Annotated in this window: 15 protein-coding genes; 11 read left to right on the top strand and 4 right to left on the bottom strand. The window is 35.7% G+C overall.

The annotated features are described in order from the left end of the window. The first annotated feature begins 44 nt into the window (after positions 1–44). From M2372_RS18395 to M2372_RS18345, 11 genes are all read left to right on the top strand, one after another. Positions 45–752 carry a response regulator transcription factor gene (locus tag M2372_RS18395; protein WP_123320191.1) on the top strand — a complete coding sequence of 236 codons (708 nt, stop codon included), beginning with the start codon at positions 45–47 and terminating at the stop codon, positions 750–752. Positions 753–755: 3 nt separating this feature from the next. Continuing rightward, positions 756–2,159: a HAMP domain-containing sensor histidine kinase gene (locus M2372_RS18390; protein ID WP_115972075.1), complete on the top strand. Its 1,404-nt coding sequence runs from the start codon at positions 756–758 to the stop codon at positions 2,157–2,159. 608 nt (positions 2,160–2,767) lie between these two features. After that, positions 2,768–3,262, top strand: coding sequence for a hypothetical protein (locus M2372_RS18385; RefSeq protein WP_115972074.1), 495 nt, complete (start codon positions 2,768–2,770; stop codon positions 3,260–3,262). Positions 3,263–3,294: 32 nt separating this feature from the next. Then, positions 3,295–4,122 (top strand): YoaK family protein, encoded by an 828-nt coding sequence (locus M2372_RS18380; RefSeq protein ID WP_123320190.1) that lies wholly within the window; start codon positions 3,295–3,297, stop codon positions 4,120–4,122. 238 nt (positions 4,123–4,360) lie between these two features. Then, a complete protein-coding gene (gene mutL / locus M2372_RS18375; RefSeq protein WP_123320189.1) occupies positions 4,361–6,157 on the top strand; it encodes a DNA mismatch repair endonuclease MutL in 1,797 nt (598 codons plus the stop codon). Between the two features lie 4 nt (positions 6,158–6,161). Beyond that, positions 6,162–6,890, top strand: coding sequence for a rhomboid family intramembrane serine protease (locus M2372_RS18370; RefSeq protein ID WP_115972112.1), 729 nt, complete (start codon positions 6,162–6,164; stop codon positions 6,888–6,890). A gap of 9 nt (positions 6,891–6,899) precedes the next feature. Further along, on the top strand, positions 6,900–7,901 hold the full coding sequence (locus tag M2372_RS18365) for an endonuclease/exonuclease/phosphatase family protein (RefSeq protein ID WP_228455746.1): 1,002 nt from the start codon (positions 6,900–6,902) through the stop codon (positions 7,899–7,901). Between the two features lie 73 nt (positions 7,902–7,974). After that, entirely contained in the window at positions 7,975–8,946 is a 972-nt protein-coding gene (locus tag M2372_RS18360) for an endonuclease/exonuclease/phosphatase family protein (RefSeq protein ID WP_115972071.1), read from the top strand. Positions 8,947–8,950: 4 nt separating this feature from the next. Next, positions 8,951–9,313 carry a hypothetical protein gene (locus M2372_RS18355; protein WP_123320187.1) on the top strand — a complete coding sequence of 121 codons (363 nt, stop codon included), beginning with the start codon at positions 8,951–8,953 and terminating at the stop codon, positions 9,311–9,313. Between the two features lie 30 nt (positions 9,314–9,343). Beyond that, positions 9,344–9,790: a hypothetical protein gene (locus M2372_RS18350; protein ID WP_123320186.1), complete on the top strand. Its 447-nt coding sequence runs from the start codon at positions 9,344–9,346 to the stop codon at positions 9,788–9,790. Between the two features lie 303 nt (positions 9,791–10,093). Beyond that, complete coding sequence (locus tag M2372_RS18345; protein WP_123320185.1) at positions 10,094–11,431, top strand: M12 family metallopeptidase; 1,338 nt, start codon at positions 10,094–10,096, stop codon at positions 11,429–11,431. Positions 11,432–11,532: 101 nt separating this feature from the next. On the opposite strand, the gene M2372_RS18340 is transcribed toward M2372_RS18345, so the two are convergent. From M2372_RS18340 to ftsZ, 4 genes are all read right to left on the bottom strand, one after another. Then, positions 11,533–13,047 (bottom strand): GH3 auxin-responsive promoter family protein, encoded by a 1,515-nt coding sequence (locus tag M2372_RS18340; RefSeq protein WP_123320184.1) that lies wholly within the window; start codon positions 13,045–13,047, stop codon positions 11,533–11,535. 107 nt (positions 13,048–13,154) lie between these two features. After that, positions 13,155–13,565: a BrxA/BrxB family bacilliredoxin gene (locus tag M2372_RS18335; RefSeq protein ID WP_115972066.1), complete on the bottom strand. Its 411-nt coding sequence runs from the start codon at positions 13,563–13,565 to the stop codon at positions 13,155–13,157. A gap of 454 nt (positions 13,566–14,019) precedes the next feature. Then, positions 14,020–14,466 (bottom strand): GatB/YqeY domain-containing protein, encoded by a 447-nt coding sequence (locus M2372_RS18330; protein ID WP_123320183.1) that lies wholly within the window; start codon positions 14,464–14,466, stop codon positions 14,020–14,022. 81 nt (positions 14,467–14,547) lie between these two features. Beyond that, the gene (ftsZ, locus tag M2372_RS18325; RefSeq protein WP_123320182.1) at positions 14,548–16,449 is read right to left on the bottom strand and encodes a cell division protein FtsZ; all 1,902 of its coding nucleotides are present in this window, start codon (positions 16,447–16,449) and stop codon (positions 14,548–14,550) included. Positions 16,450–16,529: the final 80 nt, after the last annotated feature.

The raw sequence follows: 16,529 nt of genomic DNA, 5'->3' as shown, positions 1-16,529 counted from the left end.
CCCAATAAAATTTCCCTATTTTTGTAAAACTCCTTATTTCATTTATGAAAAAAATAATTCTCATCGAAGACGAAACCAGTGTAGTATCTTTTATTAAAAAAGGACTTCAGGAAAACGGATATGAAATTTCCGTGGCTTTTGACGGGCGTACCGGTGTACAGCTGGTACAGGCCAATGACTTCGATTTGGTGATTTTAGATATTATGCTGCCGGAAATGAACGGATTGGATGTCTGTAAGGAGATCAGAAAAACGAATCAGAGTGTTCCGATTTTATTTTTAACCGCTTTGGGAACTTCTGAAAATATTGTTTTGGGATTAGAGAGCGGAGGTGATGATTACCTGGTGAAGCCATTTAAATTCATCGAGCTGGTTGCCCGTGTTAAATCACTTCTGAGAAGAATCCATAACAATGGCCCTCAGGAAATTACAGAATCAGAACCGGATAATGAGCATGTTTTTCAGTTTTCAGATTTAGCAGTAAATGATTACACCAAAAAGGTGACCCGCTCCGGAGAAGAAATTACCCTTACGTCTACTGAGTACAAGCTGTTACTTTATTTCCTTAATAACCCGGAAAAAGTAATTTCCAGAGCCGAAATTCTGGATGCTGTCTGGGGGGTAAATTATGAGCTGGGAACCAATGTGGTAGATGTATATGTGAATTATTTAAGAAAGAAGCTGGATGACCGGGATGATAACAAATTGATTCATACTGTTATAGGAATGGGGTATGTTCTGAAAAAAACATAATAGATGTTTAATAAAGTAATTACAAATCAGACTAAGACGATGGTACTTTTAATGTTGGTTTTTACCGTCATTGTTCTGTTGTTCAGTGGTTTGGTTTATTTTTCAATCGTTAACTTTTCCCATCAGAGGTTTTATGAGCTTTTAAAGATCCGTACTGCTACTATTATTCAGATAGAAAAAAGTAAGGGGCATCTTGATCTTCCCGAAAACTATATTCTCAGTAATCTGAATGATGAAGAGCTTCCAATGGAAAAAGACTATGTTTTTGCTGTTCCTACGGATTCTAACTTCAAGAAGATTTCTCAGGAAGTTCATATTCCCGATTATTTCTTTAAAAATGTTCTCAAAAAAGGAGAGGATAACTATAATGATAAAGAATTTTATTATATCGGGCAGAGCTTTAAATATGATGATAAAGATTATATTGCTATTGCTTCAGCCAAAAACCATTATGTAATTTACTACCTTGGATTTTTAAAAAGAACACTGCTTACCTGTATTGTATTATCATTGTTCTTCAGCATGATCTTTTCATTTTATCTTTCGAAAACACTCTTTAAACCTATTCTTAAAATTACAGGAAAAGTAAAAGAGATCAGCTCGGAAAATCTTCACCTGAGACTGGAGCGGCAACCTGATAATAAGGAACTGAATGAATTGGTAGATACCTTCAACGGAATGCTTAACCGTATTGAAACATCTTTTGAGACCCAGAATCATCTGATCGGAAATGTTTCTCATGAATTGAGAACTCCGCTTACCTCAATTATGGGGGAAGCTGATGTTGCTCTTTCTATAAGCAGAACACCGGAAGAGTATAAAGAAACCCTTGAAATCATTCTGGATGAAGCTGAAAAACTGGACAGAAAGATTAAAGCCTTATTAATGATTGCGCAAACAGGTTTTGATGGGAAGATCCAGAAAATGGATAAAGTAAGAATGGATCAGTTGCTTTGGGATGTTATTGAAACCCTGAGAAAAATTGATTCCAGAAATAATATCTATCTGGATATCAGTATGCTTCCTGATAATCCTAAAAAACTGAAAGTACAGGGAAATGAGCAGCTTCTACATCTCGCTGTTGCCAATATTATCAGTAATGGCTGTAAATATTCTAATTTTCAGCAGGTTAAAGTTTCTTTGGGGGCAACTGATGCAGATGTTTATATCATTGTGAAAGATAACGGAATCGGAATTCCTCAATCGGAAATGAATAAAATCTATGATCCTTTCTTCAGGGCTTCCAATACCAATAATTACGAAGGGTATGGAATAGGGCTCCCATTGGCCAGAAATATTGTAAGAATGCACCATGGTGAACTGATTGTTACGTCAAATGAGAATCAGGGAACTACCGTACAGATGCGTTTTCCCAACTTTTACAGTACACAAAAAGAAACCATGTAAATCTGAAGGTAAAAAGTAAGCAAAAGTTTTCTTGAAGAACTTTAGATTGATGTTCCAATGTTAATGACCTTTTAAAGGCTCACATTCCACCGTTTTTATCATGTTTACGTTACCCGTAAAGTAAATGTGGTTAGAAAAATTAGACCAAATTAGAATGTTGCTTTTAAAATATGCACTTGCTGAAAATCTTTGATTTTCTTGCGCCTTAAAAGCCATTTTCTATTTAAATCCTTAAGCCTTTGCGTTTCCAACATAATTAAGATTTTTTCCACTGCTGATTTTGCTCATTGATTAGATATAGCTTTAAAATGCTGATTACTTTTGGAAAAACGCAAAGTCGCAAGATTCTTAACATGGTGTACGCTTTTAAGGCGCAAAGATTTTATCTACGATAAAATTTGACAATATTGATGTAATTTATTGATATTAAATATTTTGCATTGTTTTCCTCTAAGCCGTTTCTTCTTATATTAATAGCTATTAACAATTTTCTAATCTCATTTTAATCTCTTTAATGACATTTTAATTCCGTTCCAAAGAACTTCTAATCTTGCCGCTCTAGTTTTGTATCATCAAAAAAGATAAACACAATACAAAATAATAAGAACATGGCTAAAACAATTTTAATTGCAACAGATTACTCTCTTGAGTCATTAAACATACTGAAAAAAGTTCTGAGAGAAAAAGACGCTTCTGAAGACCAGAACCAGTATGATATCCTTCTGGTTTCAGGATATGATTCAGGAGATTCTATCAGAGATCTTTTATTCAATACCAAAACAACGATTTTCAACAAGATCAGACCTGTAGAGTTTTGTGATGGCTATGAAATCATCAAGAATAAATATCCTCATTTAATTAATAAAATTACTTGCGACATCTTTACAGGAAGCTTTCAAAGAACGTTTAACCAATATGTAGAGGCTAATACAATTGAGGAAGTTTATTATTCTAACTCTATTAAAAGTAAAGGAAAAGGAAAATTTGATCTTGTTCCTTATATCAAAAAATGCAAAGGGCTGCAGTCTGAAGAAATTACACTGGAAATCAGAGAAAGGCTTCCTGAAAGGGGCAGACTGGCAGAAATCTTTGTGGAGGTTTAATCATCATCAACACAATTTTAAAAAAATAAAAAATGTTAAGAAATTATAGTAACAGCAGAACATTGGGAGACAATATCAGGTTGGGGACGCTGACTGCCTTTACAGCAGGTACTATAAATATTGCATCCCTACTTATATTTCTCTCTTTTACATCGAACGTAACGGGTCACTATGCGATTTTAGCCGCAGAAATCAGCAAAGGAAACTGGTCTCAGGTGGGCATAATGGGAAGTTGGATCTTTTTATTCTTCTTCGGAAGTTTCCTGTCTAACTTCATTGTGATTAATTTTAATAAAAAGAGTAAATATTTTGCCCATGCAATGCCCCTGGTATTGGAAATACTATGCCTGTTTGGAGTAGGAGTGTATGGACAATTGTATTATCAAAAAACACTGATAGAGACGGAAATTTTAGTAGCAGTGATGCTTTTTGCGACAGGCTTACAGAATGGTTTAACGGCAAGTATTTCCAACTTCTCGGTTAAAACGACTCACCTTACGGGAACGACGACCGATTTGGGGATTCTGGTTTCCATGTTTACCCAAAAGAAATACAGGAAAAACGGAGAATTAATTGGAAGGGCAAAATTACTTTTAAGTATTATGATAGCCTATGTTTTAGGAGCCGTTTTCTCCGGGCTAACCTATTACTACCTGGAATTTAGAGTATTCTATGTAATAAGTCTATGCCTTATGATTGTGATAGGATATGATGCTTATAAAATTCATGTACGACACTTTAACACTAAGTACAGATATAACAGGATCTATAAAAAACCGAATATTTTGGCTTATCTGTATGAAAAGATCCACGGGATCCCTAAAACGAATAAGAAAAGAAAATTAGTCTTTGATGACTAAATCCCCGGTGCAGGGGAAATATTACTATTATTTTTTGTATAAACTAGCTGGTTCAATCCTCTATTGATGTAAAACAATAGGGGATTGTTCTCTTCAAAAGATAATATCTCAAATAGTTTGGAGCAGAATTTGCTGAAAGCTGTATTGTTGAAATGTTGATAATTAAATATTAATTCACGGTTTTAATGTTTTAATTCCCATTTTCATTGACTATTTTTGTAAGTTGATTTACGTTTTTATGTCAGATATTATTCAGCTTTTACCGGATCATGTAGCCAACCAAATTGCGGCGGGAGAGGTGGTGCAGAGACCTGCATCCATCGTGAAAGAACTTTTGGAAAACGCTATAGATGCAGATGCAACAAAGATTGAACTGATCATCAGGGATGCCGGCAAAAACCTTATCCAGGTCGTAGACGATGGAAAAGGGATGTCCGAAACAGATGCCAGACTGGCATTTGAAAGACATGCTACTTCCAAAATCAGAGGAACAGAAGATATCTTTAAGATCGTAACAAAAGGCTTCCGTGGGGAAGCGTTAGCTTCTATAGCTGCCGTTTCACAGGTTGAGCTGAGAACAAAACAAAAGGAGGCCTCCATTGGCACCAACATATATATTGAAGGTGGAGTTTTCCAGTTTCAGGATCCTGTGCAGACAGCAGAAGGGTCAAATTTTCTGGTAAAGAACCTTTTTTATAATGTTCCTGCCAGAAGAAAGTTCCTTAAAAACAACAATATCGAATTCAGACACGTTATTGATGAATTTCAGCGTGTTGCATTGGCTCATGAAGGATTGGAGTTTTCTCTGTTTCATGATGATGAAGCCGTTTTCAGATTAAGAAAAGGAAGCCAGATGCAGCGTATTGTGGATGTTTTCGGAAGAAAATTGCAGCCGCTTCTAATTCCTATCAAAGAAGATATCATCTGGTGTAAACTTCATGGATTTGTTGCTAAACCTGAAGGAGCGAAAAAAGCAAGAGGTGAGCAGTTCCTTTTTGTCAACGGAAGATATTTTAAGAGTCCATATTTTAATAAAGCAGTACAGGAAGCTTTTGAAGGCCTTCTTCAGCCAGGATATGTTCCGTCGTTCTTTCTTTATCTGGAGATGGATCCGGAGAAGATTGATGTCAATATCCATCCGCAGAAAACTGAAGTGAAGTTTGAGGACGAGCATCTTATTTTTGCTTTACTGCGTTCAACCATCAAGAGATCATTGGGAATCTATAACGTTTCTCCGAGTCTTGATTTTGATAGAGATCCAGAATTGGATGAGATGATGAATAAACCTATTCCCAGTAAAGGAAATGGGGGCGGTAGCGGTGTTATAAAAATGCCTGAAATTATTGTAGATAGAGATTATAACCCCTTTTTAGAAGAAAGAAATGTAGTACATCCTGAAGAAATTCAAAATCTTACGGAGATGTATCATCAGAGTATTACTGCAGAGCCTTCAAAAATCAATCTGTTTGAAGATGAGGACTTTGATGAAGATCTGATGAGGCTGCCTAACGGATACTGGCTATTTAATAAAGGAGATGTTACCCTGATGCTTGATTTGGGAAGAATGCACAGGCTGTTAGTTTCAGAAAATAATAAATCTACCAGAAAAACAAATACAGGGACAAATAGTCATACCCTGCTTTTCTCTTTGGAGTATCACATGAACGAGATTGAGAAAAATAAATACGAATCTATCAAAAAATATCTTCCTGAGATTGGGTTTGACATGAAAATTGCTCATGAAAGCGTGCTGAGAATAGATTCGCTTCCTGAAGGGTTGAAGGAAACACAAGCTATGAAGTTTCTGGAGAACCTTTTTGAGATCCTGGATTACAAGACAGAAGATGAGTTTATGCAGTACTATCATAACCAATGGAGTAAAATGCAGTCGAAATCAAGATTTGACTTTATTTATAAAAAAGATGCGGAACAGGTAATCAAAGACTTTACAGCATTAGGATTCCCGGAGTTTTTACCAGATGGGAAAAGGTGTTTCTATGAAGTTCCGTTTAATGATTTTAAAAACAAATTTTAAAAATATGTTTAATAATATACCGCCAATTACAAGAAATATCATCATTATCAATGTGATCGTATTTATTGTTACCTCTTTAATGGGAAATCAGGTGATTGGTTATCTTGCCGGATTTTATCCTTTCTCACCGTTCTTCCACTCGTGGCAGGTGATTACCCATATGTTTATGCATGGAAGTATCATGCATATTTTGTTCAATATGATGACGCTTTTTAGTTTTGGTCCTATCCTGGAACAGACACTAGGCGATAAAAAATATCTGATTCTATATTTTTTAAGTGGTCTGGGAGCTTTCTTCCTGTTTAATTTATGGAATTTTGTTGAGGCTCAGCAGCTTTCCAATGAATTGCAACAGTTAGGCTTTAATGTTGATGCTTATATGTCCGGTGCCAGTGTCCAATTTGCAGGAAGTGCAGAGGCAATTATGAAGCAGAAAGAATTATTGGATAGTTTAAAAGGAATTGTAGCAACTCCTATGGTAGGAGCATCCGGAGCAATTTTCGGAGTGGTAGCTGCTTTTGCAACATTATATCCTGATTCAAAAATCGGAATCATGTTTATTCCGGTTCCTATAAAGGTAAAATATCTTTTGCCGATCGTTATTGTAGTTTCTGTATATCTTGGGATTTCCGGAAATGGAGGCGGAATTGCCCACCTTGCTCACGTTGGTGGAGCTCTAGTTGGCTGGCTTTTGGCAATAAGCTGGAAAAAGCATTTGTATAGATTCAATTAATTATTTCCTGTGAAGATTTTCCGACTTATACTCCTGATCCTACATGTAGGAATCCTATTTTTATTGCTGGGCTCTTTATTGAATGCCTATGTTCCACCTAAGATATTTCCGTGGTTTAATCTGCTTTCTTTAGGGTTTCCTGTTCTGATGATCCTGTATATTGTTTTAACAATATTCTGGGTAATCAGCTGGAAAAAAAGAGCATTTATATTCATGTTTATAGGATTGGCTTTTATTAATCCTGTAAAACGATGGGTTAATTTTTCTTCCGAAAAAAAGAGCGATTCCAGCACTATAAAAGTTGTGTCTTTTAATATAAAAGCAGGACTTATGGGGAAGGAAGAGGTATTGAGGTATCTAAAAGCTCAAGATGCAGATGTTATTCTCTTACAGGAAGATGGAGGAATGGAATATCCAACACTTAAAGGCTATAACAGAACCCAGACGAATGGGATCTTAACCATTCTGACAAAGTATAATCTGTCTAACGAAAAATTATTTTTTTCTGAAGATGAAAATATGGAATTACAAAGTGGTCTTCAGGCAGATATTGAAATAAAAGGCAAGACCTATAGATTTGTTGATATCTATCTTTATCCGTTTCAGTTCGAAAAAAAGATGGTCAAGCTTGATGGAGATTCAGAAGCTAATGAGCGAAAAGTTAAGGGTGTTATAAAAAAATTAATTCCTACTTTCAAAATACATCAGGATCAAACGAAGAAAATCCGGGAGGCTGTAGAAAACTCTCCATATCATGTTGTAGTAGCAGGAGATTTTAATTCTGTACCCAATTCTTACGAATATTATCACCTGTCAGAAGGGCTTGAAGATGCATTTATGACATCAGGAAAAGGAAGTGCTACCAGTTTTCATGATTATAAATTTCCACTTAGGATAGATTATGTTTTTTCTTCAAAATCTTTGAAGGCGCTATCTTACGTCGTTGACCGTTCTGTCAGTATTTCAGACCATTATCCGGTCATTACTGAATTTTCTGTGAGCGATAAATAATCATAAAAATAGTTAAAATTGGTTGCTTGGTAGGCTTTTTGCTTAAAAAAATGCGTACCAAGACCGTTTTTTCATGAAGTCGAATCAGATATTACTATTTATACATATCGCTGTTGCTGTTTTATTGTTGTGCACATTGGGAAATGCATGGGTTCCACCTAATATTTTAGGTAACCTTAATTTGCTTTCTCTTGGTTTTCCCTATCTCATATCTGCACACATTATTCTTACACTGGTATGGATTTTCAAAAAAAATAAAATTGCCATTGCTTTTGCATTGGGAACATTACTCTTTTATAACCCGATAAGAAGATGGGTTAATTTTTCTCCCAAAACAGATCAGGTAAAAACAATAAGGGATATCAAAGTATTGACTTTTAATGTGAAATATGGCGATTATGGATGGGATAAAGTAAAAAACTATATCAAAGAACAGGATCCGGATATTATTCTGGTTCAGGAAAAAGATACGAACCGTGCCCTGAGACAGGATTTGGTAAAATATCCTTCAGTCATTCTTAAAACAAAGCATAAGATTGTAAGACAGGCAGAGATTATAGAAGATAATTCAAGAGGGAATTCTTTCTATGCAGATGTAGACATCAACGGAAAGATCATCAGAATTGTAAATGTTTATCTGGAACCTTTCCGACTTCAGAAAACAATGTTTACAAAGCTGGATGCTATGGGAATTGGAAATCTATCCACTCTTCTTTCTCATATGATTCCTACTTTTCAGGCTCATGAAGATCAGATTAAAAAAATCAGAAAAGCAATTGATTTTTCTCCTTATCCGGTAATTTTAGCCGGCGATTTTAATTCTGTTCCGAATTCATACGAATACTATAGCTTGGGAAAAGATCTTCAGGATGCTTTTTTAACTGCAGGAAAGGGAAGTGCTTCCAGTTTTCATGATTATAAAATTCCTTTAAGAATTGATTATATTTTCAGTTCAAAATCAATCATTCCACTTAGCTATAAAGTAGACCACTCTGTGAAATTGTCAGATCATTATCCTGTAATTGCAGAATTTCTGTTAAATTAGTTCCATGAAAAATTTACTGTCTGCAATATTCATCTTTGCCCTTCTTTTTACGGCCTGTTCCAAGAAAGAATCTCCTGGATTTGCCGTTGAGCAGGATGTGAAAATCCATTATGATACAGTTGCTGTTGATTCCTTTTCCAATGGGGCTGTTACTGTGGATATTGCCCGTAAAATCAAAATGTCTTCTCCCCAGTATCTCGACTCTGTAAAACAGGCTAAAAAGCTTGTGGAAGAAGAGAAGAAACTTAAAGCAGAAGTGGAAAAAGAAAGCAAAAAGAAAGAAGAGGAAGAAAAGAAAAAAGCAGATGCTGAGAAAAAGAAAAAAACTGGCGAAACTTCTCCTTCTGCTGAAACCAAACCAGAATAAATCCAAAAAACATCTTTAAAAATATACAATATGAAAAAACAAATTCTGACGGCATTAGTGATTTCTACATTCACTGTTGCTTGCACAAAATCAACAACAAAGACAGAGCAAGTGGAAAATACAGATGGAACTGTAACTACCACAACGACAACAGTTACTGAAACTTCTCCTCATGGGGTTGATTCAGCGAAAGTTAACGAAGCTAAGGAAAAGGTTGACGCAAAATTAGATCAGGCCGGAGATAAGATAGATAATGCTGCTCAAAAGGCTAAAGATAAAATTGATGCTACAGCAGATAAAACAAAACAGGACCTGAACAAAGCAGGTAATGATATCAAAACTGAAGCTAATAAAGTAGGAAAAGATATCAAAACAGGGGCTCAGGAAGCTGGAAAAGATGCAAAAGAAGCTGCTCGAAAAGGAGCAGCGAAAGTAGAAGATGCTGCTAAAAAATTAAAAGAAGATTTAAGTAAATAAAAAAAGAAAGCCGCAGTTATTCTGCGGCTTTTCTGTTTAGTGATTATATATATTAAATACGCTGATAGGCATTTCCATGTAATTCTACAACTGGAATCAGAGAAATAAATATTTCTTAACTATACCATCAATTTTTTCCCATACTATTATTTTATATTTTTTTTATTTAATAAAAATTAAAATATTTGAATTTTATTATTCATTTATTGTATTTTTATTGCATTTTCATCAATTTATTATGTTAAATAATGTGAAGTTGTTAATTTATATATTTACATCTGTTTAACATATTAATAAAAAAACATGAAGAAAAAAGTTATAATTTTATTGGGATGTCTGTTTTTATTACATTCTTGTAAATCAGAAATTGAAGATACTTCGGGGAATCCAAACTCCACGAGCGTCCAAGAATCAAATGTTATTACCCATAAACTGATGATTAATGGTAATCCAACTTATGTTAATGAGGTGGATGGTAAATACTATTTTGCAGATGATGTGATTATTTCACCAGACCAATTTAATTATTTAAAACAATTAGCTGCAGGAAGTACTAATGGGCGCAGCACTATTGCTAAGTCCTTTGCAAGAACCTGGCCTAATGGAATTGTTTACTACAGAATTCCGGATCAGGGGACACTTAGCAATGCAAACTACGGAATGTTTAAAAAAAATCTTGACAGTGCATTTAATATCATTTCTTCAAGAACAAAAATTGAATTTGTAGAAAAAACCACACAGCCAGAATATCTGCATTTTCAATATTCATCATCTGCTAATAACTCTCCTTTAGGATGGAGAGGGAGTGAGGCATACGGACAAATCTTTAATACCATTAATATTTACAATTATAATGTTCCTGCTATTATTGCTCATGAAACAATGCACTCTATGGGGATAATGCATGAACAATGTAGACCGGACAGGGGGCAATACATGATTGTGAATTTAAATAGAGCGGATCAACGATATTTAATTAATTTTAATATAGATCCTACAATGTCTGGATATGGAGATTTTGACTTTGAATCAGTAATGATGTATGGACCTACAGATTTTGCAATAAACCCGGCTCTTCCAGTCATGACCAGGTTAGATGGGTCACTTTTTACCAAGCAAAGAGTTCGTCTTTCTGATGGTGATTATAATGGGATTAACCATTTATATGCTCCTGTTAATGATGGTATTGTTGGTGTGTATAACTTTGCCTCTGCATTAGGCAACGGGCTGAATATCGCGTCTCAGAGAGATGCCGCTGATCAGAATAAAATCAATGTTGTTTTGTCTCAGGCTGCAGTAAATAATAACCAAAAGTTTATATTACGTAAATCAGATCATGGATATTATACTATAAGATCGGTTTGGGATGCAACAAAAGTGCTTACAATTAGTGGTACAGCAAATGGCTCAGCTGTTGAATTTCGAAGAAATGCCAATGGAAATAATCAAAAATGGAAGCTATACAATTTAGGGAATGACGGCTATAGTTTTGAACCGCTTAATGCTTCCGGTTTAAGGCTGGAAGTAAGAAACGGACAGGCTGTTAACGGAACATTGCTTGTTGTTGGAACTGATCAGAGTAATCCTACAACCGGTCAGGTTCCTGATAGACAGAGATTTAAATTGAATAACGCCAATTGATCAGAATAAGTATAAATAAAATGCAGTTGAATGGTTGATTCAACTGCATTTTTATTTTCAACGAATGAAATTATCCGGCTGTATTTATGATTATTTTTTACTTATTTGTTGAGTGCTAGTAAAGGATCAATATATTCCCTGTCATTACTCAATCTCGGCACTTTATTCTGCCCGCCAAGTTTTCCTTTGGACTCCAGCCAGTGATAGAATAAATTATCTTTGGCAATATGAACGATGGGTTTTCTGAGAGTGATATTATTATACCTTTTTGCTTCGTAATCCGAATTGATTTTCTTTAAATGCTGATCAAAGGCATCAACAAAACTATCCAGGCTATCCGGTTGCTGGCTGAATTCAAAGATCCATTCATGGGCACCGCCCTCATTTTCTTTCATGAAGACAGGAGCGCCTGTAAAATCTGTAATCTGAGCCCCGGTTAGCTCACAGGCTTTTGAAAGAGCAGATTCTACATTGGTAATCATTAGTTCTTCCCCAAAAGCATTGATGTAATGCTTGGTTCTTCCCGTTATTTTTATTCTGAAAGGGTTGATAGAGGTAAATACAACTGTATCACCGATCAGGTATCTCCATAATCCGCCGTTGGTAGTGATGACCATAGCGTAATTTTTCCCAATCTCTACATCTTCCAGGCTTACTACTTTTGGATTGGAAAAATGAAACTGATCCATTGGAATAAACTCGTAGAATATACCATAATCAAGCATCAGAAGCATCTCGTCACTATTGGATCTGTCCTGTATCCCGAAGAAACCTTCGGAAGCATTGTAAATTTCGTAGTAATTGATGTTTTTTCCGATGATCTGATGGAATTGCTCCCTGTAGGGCTTAAAACTGATTCCACCGTGAAAAAACACCTCCAGATTAGGCCACAGCTCTGAAATATTGGCTCCATTGGTTTCCTTCAGTACTCTTTGTAAAAGAACCATCATCCAGCTTGGAACTCCAAGAATACTTCCCACGTCTTGATTTTTTACTTCAGAGGTGATGGCTTTCAGCTTGCTTTCCCATTCACCCATTAAAGAAACCTTCTTACTTGGTGTGGTGGTAATTTCTACCCAAAATGGGAGATTATCAATTAAAATGGCGGATAAATCGCCAAATTTAGTGTTAAAATCAGCATATAGCTCAGAGCTTCCGCCCAGACGCAAATTTTTATAGTTGAAAAGTTGATTTTCCGGGTGATTGTTGGCGTAAATAGAAACCATGTCTTTCCCTGCCTTCATATGGCAATATTCAAGGCTTTCTGCAGAAATGGGGATGAATTTGCTTTTTGCATTTGTTGTTCCGGAGGATTTTGCAAAATGCTTAATCAGTCCTGGCCAGCTTACATCTTTTTGTCCCTGTCTTGCTTTTTCAATATAAGGCTCCATTTCTTCATAGGTAACAACCGGAACTTTATTTTTAAAGTCCTGATAGCTTGAAATGGAATTAAAACCATACTGTCTGCCATATTCTGTGTCTTCCGCATGAAACAGTTGGGAGAATAATATACCCTTCTGAGTCTCAATGGGATGATCCATAAAGTTCTGAATCTGATCTATCCTTTGGCGGATAAACCAGTTGACTACAGTATTAAAAAGTGCTTTGGTTGCCATTCCAACAAATATAATAATATTTGAATGTTTAGAGAATTTTTTAAGGAGCTAAATAAAAAAACCGTTACAAAATCTGTAACGGTTTAGTATCTGGTTTATTGTTTATCTTAGCAGTACTCATCATAAGCAGCCTGAAGGTTTGCAGCGATTGCTCCTGCAGGATTTCCTTCAATATGATGTCTTTCCAGCATATGAACCAATTCTCCATCTTTGAAAAGTGCCACGCAAGGTGAACTTGGAGGGAATGGTGCAAGGTGTTTTCTTGCCTCTACTACAGCTTCTGTATCAAAACCTGCAAATACAGTCGTTAAATGATCTGGTTTTTTATCTCCTGTTAAAGAATATACTACTCCCGGTCTTGCAGCACCTGCCGCACATCCACATACGGAGTTAATTACCAATAATGTAGTTCCGGATTGCTTGATAGCGTCTTCTACCTGAGCAGGAGTTGTTAAATCCTGGAAACCTTTATCTGTAAGTTCAGCCTTCATAGGCATTACTAAATCTGTTGGATACATATATTTTGTTTTTTATCAGCACAAAGTTACGTAATTCTTTACGTTTGTTCAATATATAATAACTATGAATGGTTTAGGTATATAAAATTAACCAAATATTAATATTGTAATAATATTCATAAAAATGTGAAATAAAACTAGGAATAATGAAATATTATTATTAAATTTGAAATGATTCTGAAAAACAAACGACCATGAAAAAAACATTTAAAGCTTTCCCTCAAGCAATCACTCACTTAATACCATCTGAAATATGATCGTATCTAAACTCTTTTTTTAAAGTTTTTTGAATCAAAGACAAGTAGACTTTAATATCCAAAAAATGAAGCCCGAGACTAACTGTCCCGGGCTTCTTAATCAAATCGATATGCAAAGGTTGTATATCCTTAGTTATGGCATGAAATACGAGCTTATGACATTCGGAATCAATCCGAACCTCAGGACCCGGATCACATTATGAAAGGAGCTTTTTAACCATCTCAGAAATGCTTTTTCCGTCTGATTTTCCTGCTAATGCTTTTGAGGCTGCTCCCATTACCTTCCCTAAATCTTTAATAGATTCAGCTCCGGTTTCTGAAATAATATTTTTAATTTCTGTTTCTAATTCTTCTGCAGAAAGCTGTTTTGGTAGAAACTTCTCAATGACTTTCATCTGAGCTTCTTCCACTTCCGCAAGGTCTTGTCTTCCCTGAGCAGAAAACTGCTCAAAAGAATCTTTACGCTGCTTAATCATTCTCTGAAGAATGGCAATTTCCTGTTCTACAGAAACTTCAGCACCTCTGGCTTCTGTTTTTAAAAGAAGAATTTGAGATTTTACAGCACGAAGAGAATCCAGAGCAACTCTGTCTTTCTCTCTCATGGCTGTTTTTATTGCTTCGCTTATTATATTTTCTAAACTCATGTTTATATGCTTTTGGCTTTTGGCGGCTGGCTGCTAGCATGACTAAAAAAGCCATTAGCTAGTAGCCAGCTGCCATCAGCATTAGTCTACGTCTTTATTTAAAAATCTGTTTTCCTTGATCTGCATAGAACCGTTGTTGTCAGACATATAGGTGTTGATATTTTGGTCTGATGCATTGGTTCCGTCAATAGAGATATTTTTTCTCTTGAAAGCAGGAATAGATTCGAATTCACTTGTGCTATCAAAACTTTGATAACGGGAATTGAATTCTTTTAATTTATTTCTTCTTTCTATTACTCTTTCCTGATCGATCGTTTTATTAACGAAAGTGAATTCTGATTCTTCAGTTTGCGGAGCTTCAATTTCTGTTTTATTTTCAAAAGCTGGTCTTGTTTCAGCTTTCGGTTCTTCTTTCTGATAGAACGTTTCGATTTTCTGAGCAGGTTCTGCTACAGCACTTGCCGGAGCATTAAATTCTGCTTTTGGCTGCCCATAATCAGATTTAGGTTCGTTTCTGCTTGGTTCATTAACGAAGAAATTGAATTCAACCGGCTTCTCCTGTGAAGAATTGTTGTTGAATACATTACCAGACTGAGGTTCTTCTTTTTTATTATCAAAATCGAATGAGAAAGACTGAATTTCCAAATCGTTCGGATCTTCCTCTTCTTCAATGGAAAGTAAACTGTATTCTTCCTGTTCGTCTTCATTTCTCCATTCTTGTTCAGGAGTATTGATTGTACTTTCTTCCTTGTCAAAGAATTTTATCTCTGTTTTGATCTCCTCTTCTTCAATAATCATTTTTCTTTCAATAGAAGTTGCATTGAAGGGAGCGTCATGGTCTTCATCATCCAATCTGAAAAGATTTTTTCTACTGAAGTCATGTGTTGCTTCAGTGGCAGAATCCCTTTCTTCTCTTGTTTTAAATGGAGAAGATTTTTGAGATTCTAAATTATCATTAAGACTGATTCTGATCTTTTCTGTAGGACCGGAGAATTTCTTATTGTCATTAGAGAATCCTGTAGCGATAACAAGTACACTTACTGCATCTCCTAATTCTTCATCAGCACCCACCCCGAAAATAATATCAGCAGTATTTCCTGCCTCTTTCTGGATATGGTCCATAATGATACCGATTTCGTCCATGGTCACTTCTTCTGCACCACTTCTGATCAACAATAGTACATTTTTAGCACCTGTAATCTTGTTGTCATTCAATAGTGGAGAATCCAATGCTTTTCTTACGGCTTCTTCAGCTTTATTTTCACCTGAAGCAGAACCTGTGGACATCAATGCTGTACCGGAGTTTTGAAGTACAGATTTAGCATCTCTAAAGTCAATGTTTACATCAAAATAACCGGTAATAACTTCTGCCATACCTTTTGCAGCATTGGCTAATACTTCATCAGCTTTGGAGAATCCCTGTTTGAATCCAAGGTTTCCAAATTGCTGTCTAAGTTTATCGTTGTTGATTACAATGAGTGAATCAACATTATTTTTTAATTTATCAAGTCCGTTTTCAGCCTGTTCCAACCTTCTTTTTCCTTCAAAACTGAAAGGTACGGTAACAATACCTACGGTTAAGATTCCCATATCTTTTGCTACCTTAGCAATAACAGGAGCGGCTCCGGTACCAGTACCACCACCCATTCCGGCAGTGATGAACACCATTTTAGTGTTCTGTCCCATAGCAGCCTTAATATCTTCAATACTTTCGATGGCTGATTTTTCTCCTACTTCAGGGTCGGCTCCTGCTCCTAAACCTTCAGTAATAGTAGTTCCTAGCTGAACTTTATTAGCAACAGGGTTATTATCCAGAGTCTGAGCATCTGTATTACAGATCACGAAGTCAACCCCGTGGATCCCTTTTTCGTACATGTGCTTTAGCGCGTTGTTTCCACCGCCTCCTACACCGATTACTTTTATGATGGATGAATTTCCTTTTGGTAGGTCAAATGAAAATCCTTGTGTACCTATATTTTCCATAACTATACTTTTAATAATTATAATTGATATTTGACTGATGATAATTGATAAGGAAAAGATCGTTTATCGCTTATCATTCA

It is taken from the genome of Chryseobacterium sp. BIGb0232 (assembly GCF_024810195.1).
GTDB lineage: Bacteria > Bacteroidota > Bacteroidia > Flavobacteriales > Weeksellaceae > Chryseobacterium > Chryseobacterium pennae.
This window is presented reverse-complemented; position numbering and strand designations above follow the sequence as displayed.

Bases quoted from the DNA above. Each gene is read 5' to 3' on its own strand.
- M2372_RS18370 (WP_115972112.1), top strand. From the start codon at position 6,162: ATGTTTAATAATATACCGCCAATTACAAGAAATATCATCATTATCAAT.
- M2372_RS18360 (WP_115972071.1), top strand. From the start codon at position 7,975: ATGAAGTCGAATCAGATATTACTATTTATACATATCGCTGTTGCTGTT.
- M2372_RS18350 (WP_123320186.1), top strand. From the start codon at position 9,344: ATGAAAAAACAAATTCTGACGGCATTAGTGATTTCTACATTCACTGTT.
- M2372_RS18390 (WP_115972075.1), top strand. From the start codon at position 756: ATGTTTAATAAAGTAATTACAAATCAGACTAAGACGATGGTACTTTTA.
- M2372_RS18335 (WP_115972066.1), bottom strand. From the start codon at position 13,565: ATGTATCCAACAGATTTAGTAATGCCTATGAAGGCTGAACTTACAGAT.
- ftsZ (WP_123320182.1), bottom strand. From the start codon at position 16,449: ATGGAAAATATAGGTACACAAGGATTTTCATTTGACCTACCAAAAGGA.
- M2372_RS18355 (WP_123320187.1), top strand. From the start codon at position 8,951: ATGAAAAATTTACTGTCTGCAATATTCATCTTTGCCCTTCTTTTTACG.
- M2372_RS18385 (WP_115972074.1), top strand. From the start codon at position 2,768: ATGGCTAAAACAATTTTAATTGCAACAGATTACTCTCTTGAGTCATTA.
- M2372_RS18330 (WP_123320183.1), bottom strand. From the start codon at position 14,466: ATGAGTTTAGAAAATATAATAAGCGAAGCAATAAAAACAGCCATGAGA.
- M2372_RS18380 (WP_123320190.1), top strand. From the start codon at position 3,295: ATGTTAAGAAATTATAGTAACAGCAGAACATTGGGAGACAATATCAGG.
- M2372_RS18340 (WP_123320184.1), bottom strand. From the start codon at position 13,047: ATGGCAACCAAAGCACTTTTTAATACTGTAGTCAACTGGTTTATCCGC.
- mutL (WP_123320189.1), top strand. From the start codon at position 4,361: ATGTCAGATATTATTCAGCTTTTACCGGATCATGTAGCCAACCAAATT.
- M2372_RS18345 (WP_123320185.1), top strand. From the start codon at position 10,094: ATGAAGAAAAAAGTTATAATTTTATTGGGATGTCTGTTTTTATTACAT.
- M2372_RS18395 (WP_123320191.1), top strand. From the start codon at position 45: ATGAAAAAAATAATTCTCATCGAAGACGAAACCAGTGTAGTATCTTTT.